This window comes from Vibrio jasicida 090810c, assembly GCF_002887615.1.
GTDB classification, from domain to species: Bacteria; Pseudomonadota; Gammaproteobacteria; order Enterobacterales; family Vibrionaceae; genus Vibrio; species Vibrio jasicida.
In genome coordinates, this window is record NZ_CP025792.1 from 3534631 (window position 1) to 3546520 (window position 11890).

Below are 11890 nucleotides of genomic sequence, written 5' to 3' on the forward strand. Positions count from 1 at the left end.
CATAAATCTTGTGGAGAGGCATTGCGGCTTACTGCAGAAATAAGAAAGGCTTCCACCCTAAAAGGGAAGAAGCCTAACGAACAAATGATGGCTGAATTGCTACGCTTTGCGAATCTTCGCAGGCAGAGATTGACGAGCTGCTGCACCAACCACCCAGTCTAGCATCACACCTTTACCTTCACGAGTAGGGTCAATCAAACCTACGTCGTTGATGTTGACGCCATCATTGCCGCTGGTTTTCACTGGTTGTTGTTTATCACCAATCCAGTGCGCACGCTGACCTAGCTCTGTGTGGCCAAAGCCATGTTCAAAACCGAGCGTTCCTTGGCGGATACCAGACATGACCATTGCAAGTGCTGTGGTGCTGGCTCCTGGAGTTTCAATCACGAAATGATCGCCAGTTTGAATGCCAACCGCAGCGGCATCCGTTGGATGGATGTAAACAGGGTTAACACCTTTAATCGAGTTTAAGCGTGGTGACAAATTGGATACCGCGCTGTGAATGTTCGATTTAAAGTTGGTCAGGCTGAATGGCCACTCGGCTTTCGGGTACTGAGTCTCAAGTGGTGTGCCATCTGCGAGCTTTTGTGGATGCCAAGTCGGACAGCCACTGTAGAACTCGCCTGTCATGGTGTTTCTTGCGCTGCCAACACGCTCGTTCCAAATCGCGACTGGACGCGTCCACTTGTACTTCATTTGCTCGCCTTTGTAGGCTTCTGTAGCGTTTTCAAAGCGACCACCACGAGCAAAAATGTATGCCACGCGCTTCATCTCATCTGGTGTTAGTGCTTTTTGCATGCTTGGCAATAGACGCTCAAGACCAGACCAAGCAATGTCCTCTGCGCTCACTTCCGGAACGCCACCTTTCACGTAGGCAAGGTTGGCTGCTGAGCGAAGATAGAAGTCTTCAGCAGAGTGAATACCGTGTAAACGACCTTGCGTGTCTTTGATGGCGCTGTCACCAAAGCCGCCTAGCTGCATCTTTTTGGCGATATCAATCAGGAAGTTCTCGAGACAAATACTGCGACCATCGGCGGTTTTTTCTGTGCGCGCTTCCACGATTGGCCAGCGAGCCGTTACTGCTTTTACTGGAACATCATGCCAAGGTGATGCCATGCCCCAGCTTTCGTAAGTGACGGTATCAGGCACTATGTAGTCCGATAGTGCAGTGGTCTCGTTGATGAAGGCATCGACAGAAACAATCAAACCAAGCTGCTTTGGATCTTTTAGCTTGTCTTCAAGCAGCGTTTTTAAACCCGGTACCCCATAAATTGGGTTCGCCATATGGTTGAGCCACGCTTTTACTCGGTATGGATAACCATCGATCGCTGCCGATAGATGCTCGGTAAGCAAAGGCGCTGCAAACGGATACCAAGGAGCACGAGTAGGGTAAGGGGATTCGCCTGCCTCCACGCGACGTTTGTATTCGCTGGTTTTCTGATAAGGGAATTTGCTGCGTGAAAGGAACACACCTTTTGGTCCCACTTTGCCTTCAAATTGAGTGAAGTCGTAACGAGGGCCTGCGGCAGATGTCGGATAACCGCCTGCTTTCGCCATTGCGCCGCCTTTCATGTTGATATTACCAATCAGAGCATTGAGCATCATGATGGTGAAGGCGTTGTAGAAGCCGTTGGTGTGCATGTTGCCGCCATGAGTATCAACAACCGCTTTAGTACCATGACTGGTAAAGCGTTTTGCTAGCGCGATGATTTGATCCGCTGGGATCTCACATTGCTCGCTGTAGAAGTCCAGATCGTATTTAAACGCTTCCTCTTTCAAACGTTGCAAGGATGACTTAACGCGAACGACACCTGATGTCAGCTCTACATCTTGGTCGACAAACAACGATGCTTCACCCGCCTGCTTGTGTACGCTCAACTCGCCGCTTTGCGCATCGACAATCACGTATGGATCTGTCTCTGACAGTGCTTCCCCTTCAAATGGCATGCCCATTTCAGATGCACGTAAGAAGTGCCCGTGACGTGGGTGAGATTCATCGCTGATCACAAGGTGAGTGGCATTACACCAATGTGCCGTGCCCGCTCTTTGCATCGCCGTTGCTCCTGGTTGAGCAAGGAAGGTTTTGTTGTAGCGTTCGTTGGCGATGATCCACTGAATCATGCCAAGAACCAAGGCTGAATCGGTGCCCGGTTTAATTGGCATCCAATGGTTATTATCGCCCGCAGCAAGGCTGGATGAACCTGCTGGCAAGCTCGGCGTGATAATGGTGTATTCCAGTTTGCCTTCGGTACGTGCTTTGGCTAGCTGACGAGCCTGACGTTTGAACGGGTTACCCGCTTGTGCTGGTGACATGCCAATAAAAATAACGTATTCGGCATTATCGAAGTCTGGCTTTAAGTGGGCGTTCTTATCCAAATCGTTCATGAATGCGCCGCTGCCTGCACGGAAAGCGTAGCCACAGTAAGAACCATGGTGGCCAAAGTTACGCGTACCAAAACTGTTAAAAGCAAAACGCTTGAAGATATCGTCACGGCCTTCGTTACCGGCGTTGGTCATCAACAGTTGGTTGGCTTTCGGGCCGTATTCTGGGTTTTGTGGATCAACGGGCGTCGTGAGGTCACGAATGTCTTTCAAACCTTCAACATGACCTTCGCCAAACAGATCGCCACCGTTAACGACTTCGTCCACCAATTGCTCGTAGCTGATTGGTTCCCATTTGCCTTCACCACGTTTACCCACACGCTTCAGTGGTTGGGTTATACGATAAGGGCTATTACGAATTTCCATCATGCCGTTACCGCGAGCACACGCTGTGGAACGGCCCTCTAAACCGTTTTCACCCGCCAAGCTCAAGTAAGCGTCTTTTACTGGCGTCTCAAATGGAATGTGTTGCTGATGTGATAACGGATGGTATGGGTTGCCCGAAATGCGCAGGATCTCATCGTTACGATTGTCGATACGAACGCGCAATCCACATAAGCTCCAACAACCAAAACACATTGATGGCGCAACACGCTGATTTGGGTTCGGGATTAAGTTGCCCTTGTCGTTCACCTTGTATTCGGGCTCCAGTGAGTTGCCGTGGTGAATATCACGGGTTTTCTCACCCGCAGTGCCATGAATAGCACCTTCTACCATGTGTTTGGTGGTGGTTGCGTAGCCTGCAGCAAAGGCACCAAGCCCTCCCACTGCAAGGCCAGATTTCAAAAACTGACGGCGTTTGTTATCCATAATGAAATCCTCTTAGATCAGTGTTGAGTTAGGGGGGAAGGTGCCGATTCACGCTTTGGTTGAATCAGTTCGGAGCCAAGTAATGCCAGCGCAATCCACAGGCCAAACATGCCGATGATGCCGAGCAGACCATTACTGCCAATCGGCAAGTCATATGGATATGGGCCAACATCAAACTTAGCGATGGTTTGTACTTCCATCATGGTGATCCAACGAACAGTCCACGCTGTGGTCAGTGCCATCCCAGACATGAATAACACTCGAATGAAGTGGCGATTGGTATCGCGCAGCGTAAACAGTGCAAGCAGCACGCTACCCAGCAGCAAAGACGTTAGTAATGCGATGTGCTGTACCCATAATGGAGAAGCGTAAAGGGATGAACTGGCATTGTTCGAAGCCCAGATAGGAATCAACAACAGCGATAATGCGCCGCTAATTGCGGTCGTCTGGCGCAGTAAACGAGTATCTCCGAAGGTCAGGCGATCCGACTTCGATGGAATCAAAAGCCAAATAAGTAGGGTAAAGCCGACCGCGCCAATAAACGCAGTCACAAACCAAAGCACAGGCGATGCAGGTTGATGCCACAACGAACGAGATTTCACGATCGCAATCTCTGCGCCAGTGTAAAGCGCGATGGTGAGGCCAGATAAGACGGTCACAATCGATGCTGCCATCATTAGCTTACGGCTGGTTTTCCAACGGCCTAGCGAGAGCTTCGCAAGTAGCGGAAATACCTTACCCGGTTGGTTCTCTAGGTTGATCAAATCATTACGCAGATATAACCATGCCGTTGCCACAGCCAAGCCAGAGAACAGAGGTAAGAACAACGAACCTAATGACATCCAAGACCAAGGGGTGAGGTGTGCGTAGAAATGCCAAGCACGTCCCGGTTGATGGAGATCGCCTGTTAACGCGAGCGGACCAACGATCGCGCCAATCGCCAGAGTTAGCACCAAGGCGGCGCGCAGACGATGACTAGTGTGAGATTCAAACAACAGCGCGATTAAGAACAAAATAGCCGCCGCATAAGCTGAGCCGATGTAGAAGAAATATTGCACCGCCCACGGAAGCCAAGCGATGGCCTGAGGCTGTACGAGCACTTCGGTTATGTTCATGCTTTTTCTCCTTGTGGATCGTAAATCGCAGGTTGACCTTCAATGTGTTGAGTGAAGCGTTCATTCATGCCGATGTAGAACACGTGCGGTTTGGTACCTTCGTTTGGCTTTAGCACCTTGATGTCGTCTTGGTGCTCTGTCATCAAGCGGCGAACTTCGCTGTTCGGATCGTTGATGTCACCAATCACGCGAGCACCACCGACGCACGTTTCCACACAAGCCGGCAGCAAACCTTCTTCAAGGCGATGTGCGCAGAAAGTACATTTGTCCGCAGTTAGGGTCTCTTCGTTGATGAAGCGCGCATCGTAAGGGCAGGCTTGAACACAGTAAGCACACGCCACGCAGCGACTGTTATCGACCATCACGATGCCGTCTTCTCGTTGGAAGGTGGCTTGCACTGGACATACAGCCACACACGGTGGGTTATCACAGTGGTTACACAAGCGCGGCAGCATGAAAGACTTCACTTCTTCCGTCGCGGTTGAGCCATCATCGAGGGTGACTTCATACTGTTTTACTGTGGTTCGAAACTGGCCAATCGGGGCTTGGTTCTCGATGCTGCAACCGACAGTACAAGCCTGACAGCCAACACATTTACGTAAGTCGACAACCATGGCGTAGCGTTTACCGACTTGGCCTTTACGGTCGGGTTCATTGTTGTTTCTGATCACTGTGCCTGCTGTGGCTGTGCCAACTCCGGCGATCGGAATCAGCGCAGCGCCTGCGGTAACGGCACTGAGAAAACGGCGTTTGGTGGAATCCATAACTCACCTGCTAAGATTGATTAGAGCTTGTTTTCATTGTCAGAATTGCAGCCGTTTGCCGATATAGTGGATTTCCACATACCGAGAGCAAAGTTGATCTAAAACAAATGTGGATTCCGCTATGTTGCTGTTATTCTGATGCTCCCAATACCGAGGATTAAGAAACAATTCATGCTGAAAAAATCGCTAAACTTCATTCGCTTATGGATTGTTTTTATCAGTCTTATACTCGGCTGCTTGACGGCTTCTTTTGCACATGCAGCACCAACGCAGACATTAGATTCCAGCGCTTTCTCTAAACCGCAAGTCGATGTGGGTGTGCTAACCATACGTGGCCATTTATATGCGGAGCAGCGTTGGCAACCGACGATTTACTGGCTCAATCAGCAGATCCCTGAAGTGCGGTTTGTTCTCCATCCGCTAGATCTCGATGGCATGACCAAAGCAGTCGAAAACCAAAGCATGGACTTCATTCTCACTAACCCCGGACAAGCAGTGCGCTTGGGGCGTCAGTACGCGCTGTCTTGGATAGCGACGTTGACCAGCCAAGCGCCAGAAAACTCCAATTACGGCATTGGATCGGCGCTGGTGGTGCGTTCTGATTCGCCGTATTCCACACTCAATGATGTGTCCGGTTTGCCGATCGCAGCGGTGTCAGAGAAAGCCTTTGGTGGTTACCTCACATTGCGTTATCAAGTGATAGAGAAAGGGTTAGATCCGAATGACTTCTTCTCGGACGTGCGCTTTTTGGGTTTCCCAATTGATGCCAACCTCTACCAACTGCGTGATCACAATGTGGAAGCCGCCGTGGTTCCAGCTTGTTTGGTTGAGCAAATGGAAGGTGAAGGGCTATTGGAAGAGGGGCAACTGCGGGTGTTAAGTCCGCTTAAACTTCCTCAAACTGAGTGTGCAGTATCGACGCCCCTATATCCAAATTGGTCCTTTGCGAAAACGGAGCGTGGATCGTCTCAATTAGCCAAGAAGATCAGTCGAGCCTTGCTTGCGATGCCTGCCGATAATCCCGCTGCGATTGCTGCTAAAGCATCCGGTTGGACATCGCCAGTCAGCTTGTTGTCGATAGATAAACTCTACCAAGCGATGGACTTGCATCCACTGCAGCAACCTTGGTGGAAAGAGGCGCTACGCTGGTTGCGTTTCCATCAAGAATGGGCGTGGGCGTTGTTTCTGTTTGTGATTGTGTTGAACATTTACCACTTTTGGCTGGAATATCGTTTCAGCAAGAGTAAACAAGCGCTAGAGAAAACCTTACTGCGTTTAAAAGAGAAGAGCGAAATGCTAGAGCACTCACAACGAGTGGCTATTGTGGGCGAATTAGGCAGCAGTCTTGCGCACGAGATTAACCAACCTTTAGCGGCGATCCGAAATTACAGCGAAGGTGGTTTGTTACGATTAGCTAAGAAGCGCCCTCATGAAGATATCGTGCCAGTATTAGAAAAGATCCAGACGCAAGTAGAACGCGCCGATGCGATCGTTTGTCGCCTGCGAACCTTAATTAAAAAGCGCAGCGTCGACATGGCGGCGTGCGATGTGGAACAGTTGATTTCTGATACGGTTGAGCTGCTGAATTTCCGCTTGCAGAAGCAAGGCATTGAAGTGGTTCGTAGCAGCGAAGGACAACCCCAATTGGTCGAAGCTGATGCCGTTGGTCTACAGCAAGTGTTGGTGAACGTGATGAATAACTCGATAGATGCTTGTGTGATGTACGCAGAAAATCACCCTAATAGTTATCAAGGCAAAATTGCGCTTCACACGGATTATCAAGCCCAAAGTATGTCGATTCGAGTGTTGGATAACGGTACGGGTTTGGAGCATGAGAACCCAACCGCCGCCTTTGTGAGTACAAAACAGGAAGGGTTAGGGCTGGGCCTGGCGATCTGTCGTGATGTGATGGAGATGCATGGTGGTGAATTCGTCATCCAATCTACTCAGCCACATGGTTGCTTGGTGGTATTAACCTTGCCGTATCAAACCATGAAAACAGCCAATACAAAACGCAACGAAGAAGAGCAAACAAAAAGAAACACAGGAGAAGTGAATGAGTGATAAGCAACTGCCCGTATTTGTGGTCGACGATGATGAGTCGGTGCGAGATTCGTTGGCGTTTATGCTCGAAGAACATGACTTCTCTGTGACGACGTTTGCCGATGGGCAGGCATTTCTTGATGGCGTGGATATCCATCAAGCGGGTTGTGTAATTCTGGATAGCCGAATGCCTAATTTGCGAGGCCAACAAGTGCATCAAATCCTCAATGAAGCCAAAAGTCCACTGGCAGTGATTTACTTAACCGGACATGGCGATGTGCCAATGGCGGTGGATGCGCTGCAAGCTGGCGCGGTGAATTTCTTCCAAAAGCCAGTAAAAGGGGATGAGCTGGCACAAGCGATTTTGAAAGGCCAAGTTCAATCTGCGGCGAATTTGGATATTGCGGGGGCGAAAGCGGCGTACGAATCACTGACGCCAAGAGAGAAAGACATTCTGCGTTTGATCATCGCTGGCAAGCGCAATATTCGCATTGCCGATGAGTTGTGCATTGCGATGCGAACGGTGGAAGTACATCGCGCAAGTCTGTTGAAAAAGTTCTCGGCGAAAACCGTGGCAGAGCTGGCTTACATCTACGGCAAACTGGCTCAATAAGACAGGCATAAAACTTATGCTCAAATAAAAAATCCCCAAGCCGAAACTTGGGGATTAAGCCACACTGACGTGTTTTATGTTCAGGGTATCAATCGATTACTGAGCAGGCTTAAACGTCACTTTGTAAGCGTATTGATTGTCCGTTAACTGGAATTCCTTGTGCACACTTGGGCTCCAAGAGTCATCACCGCCAACGCCCATGTGTTTATGGTCTAGGCGCACGTAAATCTTCTCTTCTGCGACCAAATCGTTGGTGTGTTTCGCTGCAGCTAAGTGCTGCTGAGCGTACTGACTCACACTGAACTGGAAGTCACCCGAGACTTCTAACTCATTCACCTTCAACCATTGCGTACCACAGCGCAGACCGCTGTCGGTTGGGAAAATGTATGGCGTGTGCATTTGCTCAAGTGTTTGGGTGTGCTGGCCGAAGCGCGCCGCTGTCAAACGGTCAGGGTAGTTTTCAAATGGACCTAAGCCTTGCCATGTGATCTGCGCGTTTTGCTCGTTCAACGGCAGTTCAAATTCCAAACCGATGCGTGGCATTGGTGGTAAATCATCAGCCAGCTTCACATCGACAGCCAATATCATCTCACCGTTATTACTCAGAGTGTGCGTCCAAGTCGTGACCGCCTGTACTTCACCATTAAAGTGGTAAGCGAACGTCGAGGTCACTTTCACTGCATGCGCCAGAGCTTCACTGTGGCAAGCGACGCATTGGCGCTCCCACTGCCCGATACCCGCCATGTCCCAACGACACATCCAAGCGTTTGGATCGACGTTGTCGATTTCGCTCACACCGATGTCGTTATCCAGTGGTGCACGGAAGAAGTTATCTTGTGGTGCCGCGAGCATTTGTGCTTCACCATCGATACGCCAATCGGTCATCAAGCCAGTTTGGCTATCCCAACGCCATTGATGTTTTTCATCCAAGCTAGACACCAAAATGGCGTTGTCTTGCTGCGTTAGCATTGGCGCTGGTTGCGTTTCCAATCTTGGCAGAGCAAGGCCTGCTGTATTGCGTAGTGACATTTGCTCAGAAGCGACTAGGTGCTCAGCTTCAGCCCAAGGTGTTGCTGCAATCAGAGTAATGTCGGTATTTAAGTGATATTGCGCTTCCGCTTTTGGCGTGAAATGAAGGGCAATCTCAATACTTGTTTGGCTATCCGCTTCTACGTTAAGCGCCAATGAACCGGTTTGAATCACTTTGCCATTTTCCAACAGAGACCATTTCAATTGCTCATTATCGGTCGCGCGGAATAAGTTCTCGTTAGTCACCAACAGTGTGCAAGCTTCTTTGGTTTGTTCTTGCAGTGATACGGTGATCATACGTTGGCAGTATTTTGCTTCTTCCAACGTTGGATGAACCGTGCGATCTGGGAAGATCAAACCGTTGATGCAGAACTGACGGTCATTGATTTCATCGCCAAAGTCGCCGCCGTAAGCCCAGAAGTGTTGGCCGTTTTCATCCCATTGGCTCAAGCCTTGATCCACCCAATCCCAAATAAAGCCGCCTTGTAGGCGAGGGTAATCGCGGAACGCATCCCAGTAATCATTAAAGCTACCCAGACTGTTGCCCATCGCGTGTGCGTATTCACACAAAATTAAAGGGCGAGTTTCGTTTGGTAACGACACCCATTTCTTGATTGCCCATTTAGGCACGGCTTCGTCTTCAATGACCGTGTTCACACGCGCGTACATTGGCGCAATGATGTCGGTTGCTGTGGTGTTTGAACCGCCGCCTTCGTACTGCACAGGGCGAGACGGGTCGTAGTTTTTAGACCAAGCGTACATCGCATTGTGGTTGCTGCCGTGACCGGATTCGTTACCTAAAGACCAGATGATAATCGAAGGGTGGTTCTTATCGCGCATCACCATTTGGGTGAAGCGGCTCATGTAAGCGTGCGCCCATTGTGGATCGCTCGATAGGCGGTTCATTGGCTGCATGCCATGAGTTTCGATGTTCGCCTCATCGCACACGTACAAGCCGTATTGGTCACACAGTTCGTACCAACGAGGGTGGTTCGGGTAGTGCGCCGTACGTACCGCATTGAAGTTGTATTGCTTCATCAAGCAGATATCGCGGATCATGTCTTCTTCCGTCATCACATGACCAAGCTCAGGGTGATGTTCGTGACGGTTCACGCCGCGGATCAACAAAGGCTTACCGTTTAGCTTCAATTGCCCATCGGTGATTTCGACTTTACGGAAGCCCACAGGGTACGCTTCGCTTTCTAAGTGCGCGCCATTTTCATCCAACAATGAAACGACTAAGCGGTAAAGGTTCGGTGTTTCCGCCGTCCATTTCTTTGGCTCGCGTACGTGCAATGTTTGGAATACCACGTCATCCCACGTGCCACGTTCGTCAATGCGACGGTTGTGCGGACGGTCGATGCTTGGCTCTGTCACGGCTTGTTCGCCATCAAACAGCTGCACTTGAACTTGGTAGGTGTCCGGCGCAGAAATCGAAGTCACAACCGACAGTGAACCATCGCGGTAACACGCGTCTAAATCCGGTGTGATGAACACATCTTCAATGCAGTGTTGTGGTTTAGACAGCAAAGTTACGTCGCGGAAGATACCACTTAGCCACCACATATCTTGGTCTTCTAGGTAGCTGCCATCACTCCAACGAATCACCATGACGGCTAGGCTGTTGTCACCTGCCACAAGGTAAGGTGTTAGGTCGAATTCAGAAGGTAGGCGGCTATCTTGACTGTAGCCAACCCAAGTGCCGTTACACCAAAGGTGGAAAGCCGAGTTCACGCCATCAAAGATAATGCGCTGCGTATTGGCTAAATCTTCTGCTGAAAGTGACACGGTAGTGCGGTAGCAACCCGTTGGATTATCAGTTGGTACAAACGGTGGGTTTACTTCGAATGGGTATTTCACGTTGGCGTAAATAGGTTTGTCGTAACCTTGCATTTGCCAGTTTGAAGGGACAGTAATCTCATCCCAGTCTTTGTCATTGAATTGTGACTCGATGAACTCGCCGTCAACTTGCTCTGGCGCATCAAACAGTTTGAATTTCCATTGTCCGTTCAGCGATTGACGCTGGGCTTGAATACCGTCGCGGGCATGGTCAATATCGCGGAAACTGGAAAGAGGGCTGTGAGCCTTAAGACAGTGAATGTTCACTGATTGCGGGTTTTCCCAGTCGCGTCTTTGGAGAATTTCTGAAAATGCCTTCATGGTTTTCCTACTTAACTTTTTGTTTCTAATCTTGTTTCGCTACGGAATTTGAGTCCGCAGCGAGAGTGTCTTTGTTCTTGAAGCGTTATTTCGCTAATTGCTTCACGAGATAATCTTTTGCTTGGGTAAAGCCTTGCTCAGCTGCTTGGTTGGCAATCGCCGCAGCTTGTTTTACGTCGTTGTCTTTGAGCGCTGCATCGATTTGAGATTGGTACAACGTCCATTCATCTTGTGCTTCAGGAGATGCGGCAGCAGTTAACTCTGCTTTTGCGGTGTCGTTGGTTTGTGTGCCCAATTCCGCCAAAAGCGTTAACACTGCGTTGTTGTCGGAGGCGCTCGCCGTGACATCAATAACGCCAAAAGGTTGGAACTGCGCTGTGAGCGGAAGCTGTTTACTGCCAATGACGTTTTGCGTTTCTGCGTAGACTTCTTCTGGATGCTTACGAGTCAATTCGGTGCCAAGCAGTGTCGAATCTGAAGCGATGACCACGTATTTTGCGCCTTTAAGTTGTGGGTTCACCGTGATCACTTGTTCAACACGCTCTAAGCCGCGCATGCCCGTTGTGTGGTAGTTAAAGTCTTTCGCCGAGTAATCGGATAGAAGCTGCCACTTCGCGTCATAAATAAGAACGTTCGCAGCAAATAGCGCATTGTTATCAACATAAGAGCGAACAAGTAGCGAGAATGGTGCGTCAGAAGTGATTTGATAGCTCATCACAGGGAGCAGTTTGGATGAAGCAGAATCTGAAGAAAGTAAAACCGCACTGCTAACACTTGGCAGATTTGCATCCATAACCACCTGCTGGTGGAAAGGAATCGATAGGGCGGTCAGAGGCAAAGCATCTAACGTTGAGCAACATTGTAGTTGGCTCAAATCGGTATTAAAGGTTTGCTCTGGTAATCCACTGCACGCGCCAAGAGACAGAGCCATGAATAGAGTTGCTAGCGGTTTTAGTTTCATCTGCGTTGTCCTT

Annotated in this window: 7 protein-coding genes; 2 read left to right on the forward strand and 5 right to left on the reverse strand. The window is 49.7% G+C overall.

Annotated features, from left to right (window positions below; translation table 11 throughout):
* Positions 1-99 precede the first annotated feature (99 nt).
* From C1S73_RS16890 to dsrO, 3 genes are read right to left on the reverse strand one after another with little or no spacing between them, the layout of a single operon-like run.
* A complete protein-coding gene (locus C1S73_RS16890) occupies positions 100-3192 on the reverse strand; it encodes a tetrathionate reductase subunit A (protein ID WP_038870557.1) in 3093 nt (1030 codons plus the stop codon).
* A gap of 17 nt (positions 3193-3209) precedes the next feature.
* Positions 3210-4307: an NrfD/PsrC family molybdoenzyme membrane anchor subunit gene (nrfD, locus tag C1S73_RS16895; protein WP_038870558.1), complete on the reverse strand. Its 1098-nt coding sequence runs from the start codon at positions 4305-4307 to the stop codon at positions 3210-3212.
* Positions 4304-5071 (reverse strand): sulfate reduction electron transfer complex DsrMKJOP subunit DsrO, encoded by a 768-nt coding sequence (gene dsrO, locus C1S73_RS16900; RefSeq protein WP_038870560.1) that lies wholly within the window; start codon positions 5069-5071, stop codon positions 4304-4306. The genes nrfD and dsrO overlap by 4 nt, the downstream gene beginning before the upstream one ends.
* Before the next feature lie 171 nt (positions 5072-5242).
* Between dsrO and C1S73_RS16905 the strand changes: the two genes are divergently transcribed.
* Both C1S73_RS16905 and C1S73_RS16910 read left to right on the forward strand, forming a co-directional pair.
* Positions 5243-7135, forward strand: a complete 1893-nt coding sequence (locus C1S73_RS16905; RefSeq protein WP_038870562.1) for a sensor histidine kinase — start codon at positions 5243-5245, stop codon at positions 7133-7135.
* Complete coding sequence (locus tag C1S73_RS16910) at positions 7128-7727, forward strand: response regulator transcription factor (protein WP_005438923.1); 600 nt, start codon at positions 7128-7130, stop codon at positions 7725-7727. The genes C1S73_RS16905 and C1S73_RS16910 overlap by 8 nt, the downstream gene beginning before the upstream one ends.
* 96 nt (positions 7728-7823) lie before the next feature.
* On the opposite strand, the gene C1S73_RS16915 is transcribed toward C1S73_RS16910, so the two are convergent.
* Positions 7824-10916 carry a beta-galactosidase gene (locus tag C1S73_RS16915; RefSeq protein WP_038870564.1) on the reverse strand — a complete coding sequence of 1031 codons (3093 nt, stop codon included), beginning with the start codon at positions 10914-10916 and terminating at the stop codon, positions 7824-7826.
* Positions 10917-11001: 85 nt separating this feature from the next.
* The gene (locus C1S73_RS16920) at positions 11002-11877 is read right to left on the reverse strand and encodes a MalM family protein (protein WP_038870566.1); all 876 of its coding nucleotides are present in this window, start codon (positions 11875-11877) and stop codon (positions 11002-11004) included.
* Positions 11878-11890: the final 13 nt, after the last annotated feature.

Excerpts from the sequence above, each read along its gene's own strand:
- C1S73_RS16905 (WP_038870562.1), top strand. The coding sequence starts at position 5,243 with ATGCTGAAAAAATCGCTAAACTTCATTCGCTTATGGATTGTTTTTATC.
- nrfD (WP_038870558.1), bottom strand. The coding sequence starts at position 4,307 with ATGAACATAACCGAAGTGCTCGTACAGCCTCAGGCCATCGCTTGGCTT.
- C1S73_RS16910 (WP_005438923.1), top strand. The coding sequence starts at position 7,128 with ATGAGTGATAAGCAACTGCCCGTATTTGTGGTCGACGATGATGAGTCG.
- dsrO (WP_038870560.1), bottom strand. The coding sequence starts at position 5,071 with ATGGATTCCACCAAACGCCGTTTTCTCAGTGCCGTTACCGCAGGCGCT.
- C1S73_RS16915 (WP_038870564.1), bottom strand. The coding sequence starts at position 10,916 with ATGAAGGCATTTTCAGAAATTCTCCAAAGACGCGACTGGGAAAACCCG.
- C1S73_RS16890 (WP_038870557.1), bottom strand. The coding sequence starts at position 3,192 with ATGGATAACAAACGCCGTCAGTTTTTGAAATCTGGCCTTGCAGTGGGA.
- C1S73_RS16920 (WP_038870566.1), bottom strand. The coding sequence starts at position 11,877 with ATGAAACTAAAACCGCTAGCAACTCTATTCATGGCTCTGTCTCTTGGC.